16 protein-coding genes and 1 pseudogene are annotated in these 16,570 nt (G+C 60.4%); 9 read left to right on the top strand and 8 right to left on the bottom strand.

What is annotated here, in order from left to right:
- Positions 1–11 precede the first annotated feature (11 nt).
- Positions 12–620 carry an alpha/beta hydrolase gene (locus ISN39_RS13350; protein WP_194727817.1) on the top strand — a complete coding sequence of 203 codons (609 nt, stop codon included), beginning with the start codon at positions 12–14 and terminating at the stop codon, positions 618–620.
- On the opposite strand, the gene ISN39_RS13345 is transcribed toward ISN39_RS13350, so the two are convergent.
- Positions 621–1,469 carry a DUF6030 family protein gene (locus tag ISN39_RS13345; protein ID WP_246763203.1) on the bottom strand — a complete coding sequence of 283 codons (849 nt, stop codon included), beginning with the start codon at positions 1,467–1,469 and terminating at the stop codon, positions 621–623. It abuts the gene before it with no gap.
- 396 nt (positions 1,470–1,865) lie between these two features.
- On the opposite strand from ISN39_RS13345, the gene ISN39_RS13340 reads away from it, so the two are divergent.
- Positions 1,866–2,711 (top strand): GNAT family N-acetyltransferase, encoded by an 846-nt coding sequence (locus ISN39_RS13340; RefSeq protein WP_194727816.1) that lies wholly within the window; start codon positions 1,866–1,868, stop codon positions 2,709–2,711.
- 2 nt (positions 2,712–2,713) lie between these two features.
- On the opposite strand, the gene ISN39_RS13335 is transcribed toward ISN39_RS13340, so the two are convergent.
- Positions 2,714–3,631 (bottom strand): DMT family transporter, encoded by a 918-nt coding sequence (locus tag ISN39_RS13335; protein WP_194727815.1) that lies wholly within the window; start codon positions 3,629–3,631, stop codon positions 2,714–2,716.
- A 195-nt stretch (positions 3,632–3,826) separates the two neighbouring features.
- Here ISN39_RS13335 and ISN39_RS13330 point away from each other — a divergent pair, with 195 nt between their 5' ends.
- Together ISN39_RS13330 and ISN39_RS13325 are read left to right on the top strand one after the other, a co-directional pair.
- Positions 3,827–5,125 (top strand): adenylosuccinate synthase, encoded by a 1,299-nt coding sequence (locus ISN39_RS13330; protein WP_194727814.1) that lies wholly within the window; start codon positions 3,827–3,829, stop codon positions 5,123–5,125.
- Positions 5,126–5,187: 62 nt separating this feature from the next.
- Positions 5,188–7,599, top strand: coding sequence for a hypothetical protein (locus ISN39_RS13325; RefSeq protein WP_194727813.1), 2,412 nt, complete (start codon positions 5,188–5,190; stop codon positions 7,597–7,599).
- Positions 7,600–7,647: 48 nt separating this feature from the next.
- Here ISN39_RS13325 and ISN39_RS13320 read toward each other — a convergent pair.
- The 3 genes and pseudogenes from ISN39_RS13320 to ISN39_RS13310 form a co-directional block, all read right to left on the bottom strand.
- Positions 7,648–8,289, bottom strand: a pseudogene (locus ISN39_RS13320) (glutathione S-transferase family protein).
- A gap of 96 nt (positions 8,290–8,385) precedes the next feature.
- Positions 8,386–9,294 (bottom strand): RNA polymerase sigma factor RpoH, encoded by a 909-nt coding sequence (gene rpoH / locus ISN39_RS13315; RefSeq protein ID WP_194727812.1) that lies wholly within the window; start codon positions 9,292–9,294, stop codon positions 8,386–8,388.
- Positions 9,295–9,466: 172 nt separating this feature from the next.
- Positions 9,467–10,492, bottom strand: coding sequence for an RluA family pseudouridine synthase (locus ISN39_RS13310; protein ID WP_074069313.1), 1,026 nt, complete (start codon positions 10,490–10,492; stop codon positions 9,467–9,469).
- Between the two features lie 37 nt (positions 10,493–10,529).
- On the opposite strand from ISN39_RS13310, the gene ISN39_RS13305 reads away from it, so the two are divergent.
- The gene (locus tag ISN39_RS13305; RefSeq protein WP_194727811.1) at positions 10,530–10,913 is read left to right on the top strand and encodes a hypothetical protein; all 384 of its coding nucleotides are present in this window, start codon (positions 10,530–10,532) and stop codon (positions 10,911–10,913) included.
- Between the two features lie 5 nt (positions 10,914–10,918).
- On the top strand, positions 10,919–11,740 hold the full coding sequence (locus ISN39_RS13300; RefSeq protein ID WP_194727810.1) for an RNA methyltransferase: 822 nt from the start codon (positions 10,919–10,921) through the stop codon (positions 11,738–11,740).
- A 1-nt stretch (position 11,741) separates the two neighbouring features.
- Here ISN39_RS13300 and ISN39_RS13295 read toward each other — a convergent pair whose 3' ends face one another.
- A complete protein-coding gene (locus ISN39_RS13295) occupies positions 11,742–12,896 on the bottom strand; it encodes a hypothetical protein (RefSeq protein ID WP_194727809.1) in 1,155 nt (384 codons plus the stop codon).
- A 120-nt stretch (positions 12,897–13,016) separates the two neighbouring features.
- Positions 13,017–13,613 carry an EipA family protein gene (locus ISN39_RS13290; RefSeq protein ID WP_074069309.1) on the bottom strand — a complete coding sequence of 199 codons (597 nt, stop codon included), beginning with the start codon at positions 13,611–13,613 and terminating at the stop codon, positions 13,017–13,019.
- A gap of 185 nt (positions 13,614–13,798) precedes the next feature.
- Between ISN39_RS13290 and ISN39_RS13285 the strand changes: the two genes are divergently transcribed.
- On the top strand, positions 13,799–14,449 hold the full coding sequence (locus ISN39_RS13285) for a histidine phosphotransferase family protein (protein WP_194727808.1): 651 nt from the start codon (positions 13,799–13,801) through the stop codon (positions 14,447–14,449).
- A gap of 119 nt (positions 14,450–14,568) precedes the next feature.
- Positions 14,569–14,931, top strand: coding sequence for a response regulator (locus ISN39_RS13280; protein ID WP_194727807.1), 363 nt, complete (start codon positions 14,569–14,571; stop codon positions 14,929–14,931).
- 127 nt (positions 14,932–15,058) lie between these two features.
- Here ISN39_RS13280 and ctrA read toward each other — a convergent pair whose 3' ends face one another.
- Positions 15,059–15,760 carry a cell cycle two-component system response regulator CtrA gene (gene ctrA, locus ISN39_RS13275; RefSeq protein ID WP_003542362.1) on the bottom strand — a complete coding sequence of 234 codons (702 nt, stop codon included), beginning with the start codon at positions 15,758–15,760 and terminating at the stop codon, positions 15,059–15,061.
- Positions 15,761–16,201: 441 nt separating this feature from the next.
- Between ctrA and ISN39_RS13270 the strand changes: the two genes are divergently transcribed.
- Positions 16,202–16,552 carry a flagellar export protein FliJ gene (locus tag ISN39_RS13270; protein ID WP_074062076.1) on the top strand — a complete coding sequence of 117 codons (351 nt, stop codon included), beginning with the start codon at positions 16,202–16,204 and terminating at the stop codon, positions 16,550–16,552.
- The last annotated feature ends 18 nt before the right edge of the window (positions 16,553–16,570 follow it).

The following is a 16,570-nucleotide window of genomic DNA, read 5'->3' as shown; positions in this document are numbered from 1 at the left end:
GGGGCAGATCGATGAACGACCACAGCTATGTGCACCGGCTCCATGCCGGTGCACCGGGAAAACCCATCCTCTTTGTGCTGCACGGCACCGGAGGGGATGAAAACCAGTTCTTCGACTTCGGACGGCGGCTTCTGTCCGATGCGACGATCGTCTCTCCCCGCGGGGATGTTTCGGAGCACGGCGCGGCACGCTTTTTCAAGCGCACCGGCGAGGGCGTCTACGACATGGACGATCTTGCCAGGGCCACGCAGAAGTTGGCGTCTTTCGTGAAAGACATGACGGTCGATCACGGCGCGTCGCACATCCTTGGCCTCGGCTTTTCAAACGGTGCGAACATCCTGGCGAATGTCTTGATCGAAAACGGGCTGTTCGATGCGTCGGTGCTCATGCATCCTCTCATTCCGTTTCGGCCGAAGGCGAATCGGGAACTCCAGGGCCGCAAGGTGCTGATTACGGCGGGCGAACGTGATCCGATCTCTCCGGTCGGTCTGACCCAAGCGCTCGCCGGCTATTTCACCGGGCAGGGGGCTGCGACCGAGACCGAGTGGCACCCGGGCGGACATGACATCCGTCCGAACGAGATCGACGCCGTGCGGCGCTTCTTCGAGCCTTATTTCTAACTACCGGAAGATTGGCGGCAGTGCTTCCGAGACCTCATTGTCCGGCGCGGGCATCCAGCGTCCGGTAGAAAAAAAGGCCCTGGTCCGCATCTGCGGACCGGGTGCCGCCTTGATCGTCATGATAAAATTGAAGCTGTTCTCGCTGCTGAATTCGCGGGAGAAGACGACGCTCGCGCCAAAACCTTCCTCTCTGACATCCTTCAGTTCTCGGATCGCGCTCAAGGCATCGTGAAAATCCAGCCAGTGCGATTGTGCGAGCACCGTGTCGAAAACGCGCATGAAAGACGGATCGAGCCGGCCCGCGCTATCCGTCGCCGGCCCGACGATCTTGGCGCGCATGTTGGAAATCGCGCCTTTGCGATCTCCGCGAATGATCAGAAACAAAGAACTCAGTGGGCGCTCCCCATCTTCCTTGTAGACCTCTTGAAAAGAGCATTCATAGGCGCTGCTGCCCATGGCGGAGGCACGCCATTGAGTCATCTCTATGCCTGCCTTGCGCAACGTTTCGCACATGTCCGGTCCGGACTTCCGCCACGTCCGCAGGAAATTTCCGGCGAGCTCGGGCTGCGGAACCTCGATCAGCCTCGGCGGGATCTTGACCGGCAGCTGGGAAGCACGCTTTGCAACCTCTACCAGCTGTAGCGGCGGTGGTTCTGGTTGCTGGACCTGCAGGTTGAGACCGTAGCCCGACAAAGCTGCCAGGGTGCGCAGATGGCGCATGTCGTTGGATAGCAGGACCGTGCCGGCAACGAGCGAGATCGAAAGCGTGAGCATCAGCCACAATGCTGCGCGGCGCTTGCGGCGCGGCGGCGGCGTTTTCATATGCGGGCCGGACGGTTGCGTGGCCAAGGTTTTCACTCATTGCAGATGCGCCCCTGTAGACAGCATGCTTCAGGTTTGACTTGCAACCAAATTGAGCGCCGGACGGGCTATATTAGCAAAGAATTCACCTGGTTTGCGCTAGGACGGCCGGAAGCGGCCACGCGAACCAATCTGCAGTACCAGCAAAGCGGTGCTGTCATTTACGCTTTGCTGCTTCTGCGAAGTAATTCTCTTGAGATTTCAACGGCGTTGCTTCATGATAATTGTGATGCGAAGATTTTCGTGTCGTGCCTTATGACGATCGATGCAGGTCGTTTCAGCAATGAGCATGTTTCTTCGCGCCCGGTAGCGATGCCGCGGTTCAAACTTTAACGCTTTATTCTGCCCTGCAAACTTAAGGCAGGGTTTGCTTGGGAAGGTTGCATGAGTTCGGAATTTGCGGTTCGCGCGATGCGGCCGGGTGAGTTGGAGCTTGTGCTCGAATGGGCAAGGCAGGAGGGGTGGAATCCAGGACTCGACGATTCGCTCGCTTTCCAGGAAGCCGACCCGTCCGGTTTTTTCATCGGTGCGGTTGGTGAAGTTCCGGTCGGTTCCATTTCGGTGGTGAAATACGGCGAACACTTGGCGTTTCTTGGCCTCTACATCGTCCATCCGGATTTCCGTGGCAAAGGCTACGGCAAGGCGCTCTGGAATGCCGGCATGGCGTCTGCGGCAGACCGCACGATCGGTCTCGACGGCGTCGTCGCTCAGCAGGAGAATTACCGCAAGGCAGGCTTCGAACCTGCCTATACTACGATCCGGTATGGCGGCATTCCGGCGGTGTTTCCGCAATCCTCGCTCTTAGCGCATCCGGTGTCGGACAAGCTGGACGGGCTGTTCCGTTACGATGCCGCGATTTTCACCGAGCCACGCAATGCATTCGTTGCCGCATGGTGCAAGCGGCGGCGCGGGCGCAAGACGGCGATCGCGCGCAAGAGCGGCAAGATCCGCGGCTACGCCACAATCCGCCGCTGTTACGAAGGCTACAAGATCGGGCCGCTTTTTGCCGCCGATACCGATACCGCAGCCGCGCTGCTTGCCGAATTGCTGCCGGAGGCTGGCGGCGAGCCGGTGTTCATCGATGTCCCCGCCGAAAACAGGGAAGCGATCGCGCTTGCCGAAAGCATGGGGCTCGAACCGGTATTCGAGACGGCGCGCATGTATCGCGGCACGGCACCTGCCATTCCGCTGAGGAACGTCTACGGCGTCACGACGCTGGAACTCGGCTGATCTTAGTCCATAGGCGAGGCGGGGGCGGTCGAAGCCGAAAGCTTTGGACGTCCCGTCTCAGCGATCGCAATGCCGCCCAGCGTCAGCACCAGCGAGACGATATGGAAGAGCTGCAATGCTTCGCCAAGCAGCAGCACGGATAAGAGCGTGCCGAAAACCGGAACGAGATTGATGAAGAGGCCGGCCCGGTTGGCGCCGATCCACTCCACGCCTTTGATATAGAGGATCTGCGCAACCAGCGAGGCGAAGATCGCCGTGTAAAACGTGATGATCCAGCCCTTGCCGTCCGGCATCTGGACATTGCCGGCCGCATTTTCCCAAAGCAGCAGTGGCAGCGACGTCAGCGCCGCCGCCAGGGCGGGAAAGGCCATGAGCGTGCGCCAGTCGACCGGCGGCTTCCAGCGCAGAAAGATCGTGTAGATCGAATAGGCGGCGACCGCCACCAGCATCAAGGCGTCGCCGCGGTTGAGACCGAGCCTGAGCAGCGCCGCGATATCGCCATGGGAGGCGGTCAAGGCCACGCCGACGAGCGTCATGCCGAAGCCGGCGACCTGCGCGGCCGAAACGCCGGTGCGGAAGAAAATCAGATTGAGCAGGAAGATCAGCATCGGGATGCCTGCCTGCTCGATCGCAACATTGATGGCGGTGGTGTATTTCACGGCCGAGTAAAGCATGGCGTTGAAGAGCGTATAGCCGACCATGCCGTAGAAAAGCAGCAGTGGCAGCTTCTTGCGGACGACTGGCCAGTCCTTCTTGATCTGCGGAAGCGACACCGCGGCGATGAGCGCGGTCGCAATAGTCCAGCGCAGGAAAGTCAGCGTCATGGGGCTCACATGGCCGAGCGCCAGCTTTCCGGCGACAGTGTTTCCACCCCAGCACAACGTCGCAATGGCGAGACAAATATAGGCCGTGATATGCAAGGTTGATTCTTTCCGTCTTCCGAAAAGTAGTTCGAATGGCTGCCGACGGACCGGCAATAGCCCGGGACTGGCTGATTTGTCACGTAAAAAGCCCATTTCGCCCTGATAACAGGGTCGCTTTCCAAAAAACAAAGCTTTATAGATGCGCGGGTTTGAGCAGAGCGCGGATAATCCGCCGGTAACAGGAAGAGTTGGATGACGAACGTAGTCGTGGTCGGTTCGCAATGGGGTGACGAAGGCAAGGGCAAGATTGTCGATTGGCTTTCGGAACGTGCGGATATCGTTGTGCGCTATCAGGGCGGACACAATGCCGGCCATACGCTCGTCATCGACGGCACGAGCTACAAGCTGTCGCTGTTGCCTTCCGGCGTCGTGCGCCCAGGCAAGATGGCGGTGATCGGAAACGGCGTCGTCGTCGATCCGCACGCGCTGATTGCCGAGATCGAGAAGCTCGAAAAACAGGGCGTCAAGATTTCTCCCGACAACCTGCGCATCGCCGACAACGCTACGCTGATCCTCTCGCTGCACCGCGAGCTCGATGCCTATCGCGAAGATGCCGCCTCCAACAGCGGCACGAAGATCGGCACGACGCGCCGCGGCATCGGCCCGGCCTATGAAGACAAGGTCGGCCGTCGCGCGATCCGCGTCATGGATCTCGCCGATCTGGAGGCGCTCCCGGGCAAGGTCGACCGTATCCTCACGCACCACAACGCGCTTCGCCGCGGCCTGGGCGTTGCCGAGGTGAGCCACGAGGCGATCATGACGGAGCTGACGTCGATCGCCGACCGCGTGCTTCCCTTCCGCGAAACGGTCTGGCTGCTCCTCGACAAGGAGCGCCGCAAGGGCGCGCGCATTCTTTTCGAAGGCGCGCAGGGCAGCTTGCTCGATATCGACCATGGCACCTATCCCTTCGTGACCTCGTCGAATACGGTCGCCGGCCAGGCTGCTGCCGGCTCCGGCATGGGACCTGGCTCGCTCGGCTATATCCTCGGCATCACCAAGGCCTACACGACGCGCGTCGGCGAAGGTCCGTTCCCGACGGAACTCAACGATTCGGTCGGCCAGTTCCTTGGTGAGAAGGGCCATGAATTCGGAACGGTGACGGGACGCAAGCGCCGTTGCGGCTGGTTCGATGCGGCGCTTGTACGCCAGTCGGTCGCGACCAACGGCATCACCGGCATTGCGCTGACGAAGCTCGATGTGCTTGACGGTCTCGACGAGCTGAAAATCTGTGTCGGCTACATGCTCGACGGCGAGCAGATCGACCATCTGCCGGCAAGTCAGGCGGCGCAGGCTCGCGTGGAGCCGGTCTACATCACGCTGGAAGGCTGGAAGGAGTCGACCGTCGGCGCCCGCAGCTGGGCCGATCTGCCTGCGCAGGCGATCAAATATGTCCGCCAGGTCGAGGAGCTAATCGGTGCGCCTGTCGCGCTTTTGTCCACAAGCCCTGAGCGCGATGACACCATACTTGTGACTGATCCGTTTGAGGATTAATGTCGCGGGTCATTATGGCATCTGGCCCGGCCGCGAATCGGGCCTCTCGAGAAAAGTAACTAATGGCTGATTTTATTGCAGTTATCCGGCGGGCGGTTGACGGCCTGGCTGAAAACACCCCCGAGATGCGGGCGAAGGTTTACGAGCGTGCCCGCGGCGCGGTGCAGCGGCAGCTCGAAAACATGAAGCCGCGCCCGCCGGAAGCGATGCTGCAGCGCCAGCTCGATAAGCTCGATACTGCTATCCGCGAGGTGGAGGCCGAGCACTCCGAGGCATTGCCGGACGATGAGGCAGCCATTGCTGCAGCAGAAGCGCCTGTCCATGAAGAGCCTGTTTCCGAGCCGCCAGCACAGTATGCTGCCGCGCCGGAGCCGGCTGAAGAACCGGTTGCTGAAGAACCGGTCGCTGACGAACCGGTTGCCACAGAATCGGTTGCTGACGAACCGGTTGCCGCAGAACCGGTCGCAGAAGAGCATCTCGCCGATGCGGATGAACCAGCGCAATACCGTCACGAAGAGCCGCAGCCTGAACCACAGGAAGAGGCGGCGCCCTACGAGGAGCCTCACGAGGAGCCCGCGCCGGTAGCGGCGGTGCCGGAAGAACAAGAAGAAGAACGATGGGACCGCCCGGTCGAGGAAGTTACTGCTGCGGCTGAGGCGGAAGCAGCACCTCCTGAGGAATGGGCTGCGTCGCATCGCGATGAAGTGCCGGTCGAGGAATACGCACTCCCGCCGGAGGAGTATCTCGAGGAGGCGCCTGCCGTCGAGGCCGAACCGGCTGTCGAACCGGAATCCCTTCGTCCTGCCGGCGAATACAATCCGTCGAACCGGCTCGTTGAGCCGTTCGTCTCTTTCGAGAAGCCGGAGGAGTTCGTCGAGCACAGCCGCGAGGAGCCGCTGCAGGCCGAAACGGTTGCGCATTTCGATCCCGTCTGGGCCGAGCCGGCTGCCGAAACCCCGGCCGAGCCACCGAAGGACGCAGAGGTTGAATGGGCCACGGAGGAGGTCAGGAACTTCTCAGAAAGCGTTCCTCCAGCGGAGTCGGCCAACGACCACGCGCGCGCCTTCGAGGAAGCCATTGCTGGTCTTCAAAATCCGCCGCCGCCCGCGAAGATGCCGGCCGCGAACGAGGGCTTTTCCTGGGAAGCCGCCGCCTTTGACGATCTGCCGCCGATCGAGGCAGGCACCAACAAGAAGGCCCCTGTCGCAGCGCACTTCGACGATTCGGACCTGTTCGCCGAGATCCACGGCAAGCCTGCGGCGCCTGCTGCCGACGTACCGGGCGAAGAGTGGCAGGAAGCCAAGGCCCTTCGGGGCTACAGTCGCCGCGGCGTCGTTGCGGAAGACGACGATTCGGCGCCAGCTGCCGATATCGACCAGATCGTTGCCGCCAAACTGCAGAGCAAGAATTTCCGCATGGAACCGAAGCGCCGCCGCTTCGGTATCGGCACGATCATTGCCGTTGTCGGCGTGCTGGCAGTGCTGGGCGGCGGTGCCTATGCCGCCTGGATGAACCGTGCCGAGCTGATCGCGATGGTTGACAATCTGGTGAGCGCCGCTCCGTCCAAAACGGCCGAGAGCGAGCCCGCTGCTATGCAGAACGAGACGCCGGCAAGCCCTTCGACAAACAACACCGAAGCGGCCAAGCCTGCCGAACCTGGCCGGCAGGTTGCCGCGCTCGATGACGGTTCTTCGGTCGACAACAAGTTCAACCAGCGCCTCATGGCAGACGGTACGGAAGTCGACAGCGGCCCGGCTGCCATGCCCGGTACGCCCACCGCCGAAGGCAAGTCGGTCGCCGAGCAGAATGTCGCATCCACCGCGCCGGCTCCGCCCGTGCAGGCAGGTGGGGCGTCCGCCGAGACGCCGCCGCCGAACGGCCCGACCGCTGCCCCGCAGCAGGTGCCGGCCGGTGCGAGCGAGAAGATGTTCCTCTATGAGGAGCGGATCGGCCAGAGCTCGCCAACGGCGATCCAGGGGGGCGTCGCCTGGAGCGTCCAGCATGAAGCCGGCCAGGGCGGCAAGCAAGAATCGACGGTGCAGGCCAATGTGACGGTGCCGGAGCGCAATCTTTCGGCTCTCGTGACCTTCAAGCGCAACTCCGATCCGTCGCTTCCGGCGAGCCACCTTGTCGAGATCGTCTTCTCGCTTCCGCCGAATTTCGAAGGCGGCAGTATCGATAGCGTCCAACGCATTTCGATGAAGCGCACGGAACAAGATCGCGGCGACCCGCTGATCGCGGTTCCTGCCAAAATCACCGATGACTTCCACATGATCGCGCTGAACGATTATCCGGATGCCCGCAAGGCGAACCTCGACCTGCTTTCGACGCGTGACTGGATCGATATTCCGATCACCTATCGCAACGGCCGCCGCGCGCTGATCACGATGCAGAAGGGTCCGACCGGCATAGCAGCCTTCAATACCGCAGTCAAAGAATGGACGGCGCTCGGCGACGTTAGCACGAGCCAGTAACGCGCTGGTCGCCTGGAAAAGTGGCAGCGGAACAACCCGCTGCCGGGCTCATGTCGTTGGCTTTGTGTATTGCATGCTTGGACGCTCGGCGATGCGTTGCCACCAGGCGGTGAGACCGGTGTGCTGCTCAAGCAGCTTCCGCCCTTCGGGAACCGTCAGGAAATAATCCATCATTGGTGCGACGTGCAGATCCGCCAATGTCAGCGTCTCTCCCGCGAGCCAAGGCTCGCCATCCATCAAATCCGCAAGAGCCTGCAGGCAAACAGGCGCTTTGGATCGAGCGATGGCCACGCGCGCCTCATCGCTTGGCTCTCCGCGCAGCGGCTTCGACACCAGTTCCACATACATTCCCCAGACGAGGTTGGAGTAGATGTATCCATCCGCGATGCTGATGATCTGGTTCATCCGGGCGCACTTCCTTGGAGTTGCCGGTTGCAGGCTTGGACCGTTGAATGCCGCATCAATGTAGCGGGTTATCGCTCCGGTCTCATAAAGATTGAAGCCGTCATGCTCCAAGGCTGGGATTCAGCCGAACGGCTGCCGGGCGAGATAGGATGACGGCGGTCCTGCCGCTGCAAAGACATCGACAGGCACCAGATCGTAGTCAACGCCCTTCTCATGCAAGGTGAGCCGCGCGGCCCGCACATAAACGCTGTAATCCGCGCCGAACAGTTTCGGCTTTTGCCTCATCCTGGAAGGTGCCTCTTGCAAACTTAAAATGAAGAAAGCCGCCTGCCGCAATCTGCAGCAAGCGGCTTTCCGATCTCATACCGAGGCGCGAACCCGTTATGCCGTGGCTTCGACGACGCGGACGGCGTTTGCCCTTTCCAGCGCTTCCTTGCGCACCGCGTCCTGCACCTTTTCGAAGGCGCGGACTTCGATCTGGCGCACGCGTTCGCGGCTGATGTCGAACTCGGTCGACAGATCTTCCAGCGTGACCGGATCGTCGGCAAGGCGGCGTGCTTCGAAGATGCGGCGTTCGCGGTCGTTCAGCACGCCCATCGCCTTCGAGAGCATGCGGCGGCGCGTTTCGAGCTCGTCCTGCTCGATCAGCACCTCTTCCTGGCTGTCGTGGTCGTCCACGAGCCAATCCTGCCACTGGCCGCTGTCGCCTTCGGAGGCCTTGATCGGCGCGTTCAGCGAAGCGTCGCCGGAAAGGCGGCGGTTCATCGAAACGACCTCCTCCTCGGAGACGTTCAGCTTCGTGGCGATCTCCGCGACATGCTCCGGCTTCAGGTCGCCTTCGTCGATTGCCTGGATCCGGCCCTTGAGGCGGCGCAGGTTGAAGAACAGGCGCTTCTGGTTAGCGGTCGTGCCCATCTTCACCAGCGACCACGAGCGCAGGATGTATTCCTGGATCGAGGCCTTGATCCACCACATCGCGTAGGTGGCGAGACGGAAACCGCGTTCCGGATCAAATTTCTTGACGGCTTGCATGAGGCCGACATTGCCTTCGGACACGACTTCGCCGATCGGCAGGCCGTAGCCGCGGTAGCCCATCGCGATCTTGGCGACGAGACGCAGGTGGCTGGTGACGAGTTTATGCGCAGCTTCGCGGTCACCGTGCTCGGAATAACGCTTTGCCAGCATATATTCCTGCTGCGGCTCCAGCATCGGAAACTTGCGGATTTCGTCGAGATAACGATTGAGACCGGCTTCGCCGGCGGTAATGGACGGCAAGGTATTGCGGGCCATGATTGCACCCTCCTATATAGATTCCGGTTCCCGATGGAACGCGTCCCCGCGTCGGAACTGGCGAACCGGGACGTGCGGCTCAAATCCAAGCCCGCACTAAGTCAACATACAGATAAGTATGGCGGAACAGCGGTTCAAGCCCATCAAAAGCCTTCACGAAGACGTTATACTGCTAACGGCGGAGCGCTTCTGCGAGTTCCACCATATCTACGGGGAGGGGCACTTCGAAGTGCATGAGTTCACCCGTGCGGGGATGCTCGAACTGCAGCATATAGGCATGGAGCGCCTGACGGCCGAAGCTGTTGACGACTTTACGTGCTTCATCGGGCAGTAGATTGGCCTTGGTTCTGAAATGCGCGCCATAGACCGTATCGCCAAGCAACGGATGGCCGATATGGGCCATATGGACGCGAATCTGATGGGTACGGCCGGTCTCCAGATGGCATTCGACGAGGGCGGCAAGCGCTGTTGCATCCGGGCTCTCGTGGAAGCGTTCAAGCACTGCGTAATGCGTGATGGCCTCGTCGGCTTCCTGGCTGTCAGGACGCTTGACGGAGCGGCGCGTGCGGTCGCCGGTCGAGCGGCCGAGCGGCGCATCGATCGTGCCTGAGAGCGAGCGCGGCCGGCCCCAGACGATCGCCTGGTAGGCGCGCTTGAGCGGCATGGTGCGGCCGTGATCGGCAAACTGAAGCGACAGGTGGCGATGTGCAATATCGTTCTTGGCGACGACCATGACGCCGGTCGTATCCTTGTCGAGCCGATGCACGATGCCTGGCCGCCGGACGCCGCCAATGCCCGAGAGGCTGTCGCCGCAGTGGTGAATCAGCGCATTGACGAGTGTTCCCGTCCAGTTTCCGGCAGCGGGATGGACGACCATGCCGGCCGGTTTCGAGATGACGATGAGGTCGTCGTCCTCGTAAAGGATGTCGAGCGGGATGTCTTCGCCCTTCGGCGTCGGGTCTTCCGGCTCGGGCAGCAGGAGTTCGTAATTGTCGCCGGAGCGCACCTTCTTTTGCGGATCGAGGACGACGGCGCCGTTCACCAGCAACTGGCCATCCTTGATCAGCACCTTGACGCGGCTGCGGGAAAATTCCTCGCCGAGCTGGGCCGTCAGCCAGGCGTCGAGGCGGCCTTCGGCATTCTCATCGGCAGTCAGGACTTTCCTAATGCCGGATGCTTGTTTAAAGGGGTCGCTCAAGACGCTTCTTCTCCGAAGTATTTCATAGGACACCACGATGACGAAAATCGAGCTGGACGATCAGGAAGAACAGCCCCTTGATCCGGCAATGGAAAATGTCCGGCGCAAGATGGTCCGCCTGCAGATCGTCTCCGGCGCCATCATGTTCGTGAGCCTTATGGCGGTCTTCGGCGCCGTTGTCTACAAGACGATGAAGGCCGAACCGGCAGAAACGGCAGCTGTCTCGGGCTCCGGCGTTCCTTCGGATTCGCCGGTCAGATCCACGGTTTCCCTGCCGCTCGGGTTCGCCGTGCAGTCCACGTCGCTCTCCGGCAGCCAGATCCTGTTCTTCGGCCAATCAATCGACGGCAAGCGCAAGGCGCTGGTCTTCGACATCGAGGCGGGTCGGCTCGTCGCCGACATCACCGTCGCCGGCAACTGAGGCCGATGGCTGCCGCGCCGATCACGATCGAAAGCGCCGACGATCCGCGCATTGCGGAATTCCGCGCGATCCGCGAACGCGACCTGACGGGCAGGCAGAACCGCTTCATTGCCGAAGGCACCGTCGTGCTGCGCATGCTGGCCGAAGCCCACGCTACGAGACGCGGCTTCGAGGCCGAGAAAATCCTGCTGCTGCGAAACCGCGCCGAAGGCGTCGCAGACATTCTTGCGCGCGTGCCGGACGATGTCCCAGTCTATGTCGCCGAGGCGGATGTTCTCGACGGCATCGTCGGCTTCCATCTGCATCGCGGCGTGCTGGCGCTCGGCCGACGCATCCCGGGCAGCGAGAACCTGCTCGACAACCTGCCGGAGCGCGCGCTGGTGCTCGTTGGCTGCGGCATTTCCAATCACGACAATGCCGGTTCGATGTTCCGCAATGCGGCCGCCTTCAACGCGGACGCCATCTTCCTCGACGAGACGTCCTGCGATCCGCTTTACCGGAAGGCGATGCGTGTCTCGGTAGGTTCCGTGCTGAGCGTTCCCTATCAGCGGAGCAGCAGTGCTCTCGATATCCTCGTTGCACTAGCAGAACGCGGTTTCGATATCTGGACGCTATCGCCGCGCGGCAAGACGGATATCCGTGCGATAGCACCTTCGGATCGCATGGCGCTGGTGGTCGGTACCGAGGGAGATGGGCTGCCGGAAGCTGTCCTGGCGCGTTTCAGGAGTGCGCGCATTCCGCAATCTGCCCGCCTCGACAGCCTCAATGTCGCGACGGCGACCGGCATCGCTTTGTTCGCGATGGCATCGGCGGCCGTTCGTCTCTGAATCAGCCCGGTTGCGACAGGATTGTTGCGGCGCGCTGGGCGAGGCTCACGCGTTCGCCCTCTTCGTTACCCGCATCCTCCGGCAGAAGGTCGCGGATCGGCGAGGAGGGGCCTTCGTTAAGCGCCGTCAGTGCCACCATGCCAGCCGCGATCGAGGCGATCTCTTCGCGCATGGCGCTGTCGTTGCCCGTCGTCGCCTTCGCCTTGGAAATGCGATCGGAAACGGCTGCACTGCGCGCGCGAACTTCTTCGGCAAGGCGGGCGGCAACCGCTGCTGAATCAAGTTCGGAAGCTGGAGATTCTTCCTGCATCAGTTCCTCCCCTTTGGTTTCGACCGTTGCCAGACCCGCATCGTGAAGCGCGCGGTTTGCCTTGCGCAGGCCGGCATTGAGCGACTTCAATTGCTCCTTGAGCTTGGCGATTTCCTGCTGGCGGCGGCCGAGCAGCGTTTCCTTGTCGGCAGCGGCAACTGCCTCGCGCGCGGATTTGTCCTCCAGGCGGATCACCAAATGCTCCTGCTGCGTCAGCTTCTGCTCGGCATCCTTGGCCCGCTTCTGCAGAAGATTGACGTCCTGGCGCAAGGTGTCGCGTTCGTCGCGCAGCGCGTTGGCACGGACTTTTAGACTTTCCATCTCGGTTTCGCGCGCCGCCATGTCGATTTTGAGGTTGTCCGCCTGCTCGGCGAGCTTGTTGAGGCGCGTGCGCAGCGTCTCGATCTCGCTTTCCTTTGCAGAAGTCGCCTGTTCGGCAATGTGCAGGCTCGTCTTCAACTGGCTGATATAGATTTCGTCCATGCGCAGGTGGGAGCGCATTTCGGCAGCCTCGACGTTCAGATCGCCGATCTGCGCCTGCAATGCGCCGAGTTCGGACGACAAGCGGCCGGCATCGAGCGCAAGGGAATCATGGCGAAGCTGCAGGGACAGGGATTTTTCGCGCTCGCGTATCAGGTCCTGTGCCGTTCTGGCATTCTCCGCAGCGTAGAGCGCCCGTACCATGTCCTTCTGCGCCCTTACTTCCTGCGGGGTGAGGGGCATTGTCGCCTTCATGCGGTTTTCCGTATACCAGACGATGCGGCGATGGATTGCAGGAGAGATCAGGAAGACGAGGAACGCCGCCGTCAGGAAACCCAGTCCGAACAGAAGAGCATATTCGATCACGGCGCGGCCATTGCTTTAAGGTTTGATTTGCGTCAGCGCCAATGTTTAAAGCACGCGCTGCACCTAGAGCAAGTGGCGGATAGGTGACGGCGGGCAAGAAACCCGCCGCCGATCGTGGGATTAGAAGGGGTTCCAGGTCGGGCCGGGCGTGATTTTCAGATAGCCGACGTTGACGCCGAGGCGGGCGCCGACGCCGGTGCGGATCGGAACCACCAGAACATTATTGTTTTTGAGCAGCGTCATGCCAAAGCCGGCAATGACGAAGGCCTGGCCGCTGACACCGCCGAAGCGGGCATAGATGCTGTCGATCGAAGGCAGGTCGTAGACCAGCATCATGACGCGCGAGCCCTGGCCGCCGTAGTCGATGCCGAGGGACGGTCCCTGCCAGTAGAGCGAATGGGCGCCGGCGTTCTTGGTGTTGAGCTGGCCTTCTCCGTAGGTCAGGCCGGCGATGAAGGCGCCGGACCCTTCCTGTCCCAAAACGTAACCGTTTGGCAGACCATATTTTTGAAAGGCCGCTTCAACTACCTTTGCCAGACCGCCGCTGGTCGATCCGAAAAAGGAATGGCCAGCGTCGACGATCTCCTGCATGGTGTATTGATTGCTGTTGGCCTGCTGTGCCGCCGCCTGCTGCGGGGAGAGCACAAATGCTGCAATGGTCAGCGCGACGAAGAGTCGGCAAAAGCCCATAAATCTTCCGGGGGATTGAAGGCGCATGGTGTCATCCGTTCATCATGGTCGGTTCGATGAGCCGTTTCCGGCAGTGGATGCATTTTGCGCGGATCGTCTTAATAATCGGTTTACCAAATATGGTGTCATTATGGCGACGAGTACGGCGCAAACTTCGTGCAATTTTGATCAAGCATGATAGGCGGGATGAAATTTGCCGCCTTTAGGAGACGATGATGTCCAAGAACCCCAATCTCACATTGACCGGCCCGGATCTGGCCGCGCTACTTTGCAGCCGTGTTTGCCATGACGTCATCTCGCCCGTCGGCGCGATCAACAACGGTCTCGAGCTGCTGGACGAAGGCGGCGCCGATTCGGACGCCATGGACCTCATCCGCACGAGTGCGCTCAATGCCTCGGTTCGCCTGAAATTTGCACGCCTGGCATTTGGCGCCTCCGGTTCGGTCGGCGCTTCGATCGATACCGGTGAGGCAGAGCGCGCAGCCAAGGATTTCGCAGCTGCCGAAAAGAAGACCGAGGTGACCTGGAATGGGCCGCGCGCCATCGTCGCGAAAAACCGTGTCAAGCTGCTGCTCAATCTCTTCCTGGTTGCCTATTCCTCGATCCCACGCGGCGGCTCGCTGGAAGTAACGCTTGAGAATCCGGAGTTCGACGCCAAGTTCAAGATCGTTGCCAAGGGCAAGCTGATGCGCCTGCCGGCGAAGTTCGTGGAAATCACATCGGGCCAAGTCGAGGAGGCGATCGATGCGCATTCGATCCAGCCTTACTACACGGTCCTGCTCGCCGAAGAGAGCGGCATGGAGCTCGGCCACAGCGCGACGGGCGAAGAAATTATCTTCACCGCGGAGTCGGTTTTTGTCTAGCGTCATGGTTGCATCGCTGCAGCCTGGCACGTCCCAGGTAACACTTCCTTAGCCTAATGGACCTATTCTCAGGGACTGAGGAAGCGCCACTGGGGTAAAAGTGGAGCGAAGGAGCAGGCATGCAGCGGTTCATGATCACTGATAGTTCGGATGTCGTCCGCAAAGTCGGAAAGCGTATCCTTTCCGAACTCGATTTCCTTGTCAGTGAGGCGTCCAATGCAAGCGAAGCGCTTTCGCGCTGCCAGGCCGAGCTTCCGGAATATATGATCGTCGATTCCGGCATGGAGGGCGCGCTCGAACTGATCTCCGCCATCCGGGCGATGGAAGGCGGCAAGGACGTCAAGATCTACTACTGCGTAATCGAGGCCGATCTCAAGAAGCTGATGATGGGCAAGCGGGCAGGGGCCACCGACTTCCTGCTGAAACCCTTCGACCGCAAGATCCTGACGGCCGTCTTCGGCAACCGCGCCATCGCCGCCTGATTTCCTATATTCTTTAAGGTCTGAGCCGCCTCCGGGCGGCTTTGTTTTTTGCGAGGCCATGCATCGAAACGAAAAATCCCGCCGGAAAAGCGGGATATCTCATGATCGAAAGGGGAAATTCGGTGTCTCAGGCGGTTTCGGCGTATTCGGCGCCATCCGGCTCGCGCAGAACGTAGCCGCGGCCCCAGACGGTTTCGATGTAGTTTGCGCCGCCGGCAGCATTTGCGAGCTTCTTGCGCAGCTTGCAGATGAAGACGTCGATGATCTTCAGTTCCGGCTCGTCCATACCGCCGTAAAGGTGGTTGAGGAACATTTCCTTGGTCAGGGTCGTGCCCTTGCGGAGCGAAAGCAGCTCCAGCATCTGGTATTCCTTGCCCGTCAGGTGAACACGCTGGCCGCCGACTTCAACGGTCTTGGCGTCGAGGTTCACGATCAACTCGCCGGTCATGATGACCGACTGGGCGTGGCCCTTGGAACGGCGGACGATCGCGTGGATGCGAGCGACCAATTCGTCCTTGTGGAACGGCTTGGTCATGTAGTCGTCGGCGCCGAAGCCAAGGCCGCGGACCTTGTCTTCAATCCCTGCCATACCGGAGAGGATCAGGATTGGTGTCTTGACCTTGGACAGGCGGAGAGTGCGCAGCACTTCATATCCGGACATGTCTGGAAGGTTCAGATCGAGAAGGATGATGTCGTAATCATACAGTTTGCCGAGATCGACGCCTTCTTCACCAAGATCGGTGGTGTAGACGTTGAAGCTCTCGGATTTCAGCATCAGTTCGATGCTCTGCGCTGTCGCGCTGTCGTCTTCGATAAGTAGTACCCGCATTATTATCCCCTTTACCGCCGCCGAAAGGTGGTCTGGCCCCCTACGCGATACCGAATACTTCACTGCGTGATTTGGAAGCTGCCACGAAATGGTTAACAAATTCTGATTCACTCTGGCAAGAGGTAACGAATTTATTAAGCAATTTGTCCATTTCGCTGTTTTCCAATGAGAATCCGCAACGCCATTTCCTTAACTTTTACATTAAGAATGGCCGGTAAGCGATTCATTCGACTCACCAATGAACAGGATCCGGAAATCGCGTAGTGATGTTTACCGACCCTTAAATCATCGGCACTATCATTAACGATGCCCGTAAACGAAAGGTTACCAGCGGTAGGTTTTTGTTAATACCGATGGAAATATTTTTGGCAGGCCGTTTCAAACCGGTGCGCAAGGGCAATTTTAGTAGAGCCGGGATCTCGCATCACTGGAGTAATGCGTATGAAGTCGCGTGAGAGCCTAGTTCGCCTGAAGGAGTTTCAGGTGAACGAAAAACGACGTCAGCTGCAGCAATTGCAGATGATGATGTCGGAATTCGAACGAATGACGAAGGATCTGGAAAGTCAGATCGTCATCGAAGAGAAGAAATCCGGCATTTCCGACCCGAATCACTTCGCCTACCCGACCTTCGCGAAGGCGGCACGACAGCGCGCCGACAATCTTCAGGTTTCCATCAAGGAATTGAAGATGCAGGAAGAGTCACTGGAGCAGGCGCTCGAGGAGATGCAGGCGGAATATGCCCGCGCTACCGCGCTCGAAGAGCGAGATAGCGCCATTCGGGCCCGCGCCTGATCGATTGGCAGCGGACGC

Origin of the sequence: Rhizobium sp. 007 (assembly GCF_015353075.1) — a bacterium.
In the GTDB taxonomy this organism is placed as follows: domain Bacteria; phylum Pseudomonadota; class Alphaproteobacteria; order Rhizobiales; family Rhizobiaceae; genus Rhizobium.
The sequence above is the reverse complement of the archived record's forward strand: the minus strand, read 5'-3'. Positions and strand labels throughout refer to the sequence as shown.

Coding starts and splice junctions, on each gene's coding strand:
- ISN39_RS13350 (WP_194727817.1), top strand. CDS start 12: ATGAACGACCACAGCTATGTGCACCGGCTCCATGCCGGTGCACCGGGA.
- ctrA (WP_003542362.1), bottom strand. CDS start 15,760: ATGCGGGTACTACTTATCGAAGACGACAGCGCGACAGCGCAGAGCATC.
- ISN39_RS13270 (WP_074062076.1), top strand. CDS start 16,202: ATGAAGTCGCGTGAGAGCCTAGTTCGCCTGAAGGAGTTTCAGGTGAAC.
- ISN39_RS13330 (WP_194727814.1), top strand. CDS start 3,827: ATGACGAACGTAGTCGTGGTCGGTTCGCAATGGGGTGACGAAGGCAAG.
- rpoH (WP_194727812.1), bottom strand. CDS start 9,294: ATGGCCCGCAATACCTTGCCGTCCATTACCGCCGGCGAAGCCGGTCTC.
- ISN39_RS13340 (WP_194727816.1), top strand. CDS start 1,866: ATGAGTTCGGAATTTGCGGTTCGCGCGATGCGGCCGGGTGAGTTGGAG.
- ISN39_RS13300 (WP_194727810.1), top strand. CDS start 10,919: ATGGCTGCCGCGCCGATCACGATCGAAAGCGCCGACGATCCGCGCATT.
- ISN39_RS13325 (WP_194727813.1), top strand. CDS start 5,188: ATGGCTGATTTTATTGCAGTTATCCGGCGGGCGGTTGACGGCCTGGCT.
- ISN39_RS13290 (WP_074069309.1), bottom strand. CDS start 13,613: ATGCGCCTTCAATCCCCCGGAAGATTTATGGGCTTTTGCCGACTCTTC.
- ISN39_RS13280 (WP_194727807.1), top strand. CDS start 14,569: ATGCAGCGGTTCATGATCACTGATAGTTCGGATGTCGTCCGCAAAGTC.
- ISN39_RS13305 (WP_194727811.1), top strand. CDS start 10,530: ATGACGAAAATCGAGCTGGACGATCAGGAAGAACAGCCCCTTGATCCG.
- ISN39_RS13285 (WP_194727808.1), top strand. CDS start 13,799: ATGATGTCCAAGAACCCCAATCTCACATTGACCGGCCCGGATCTGGCC.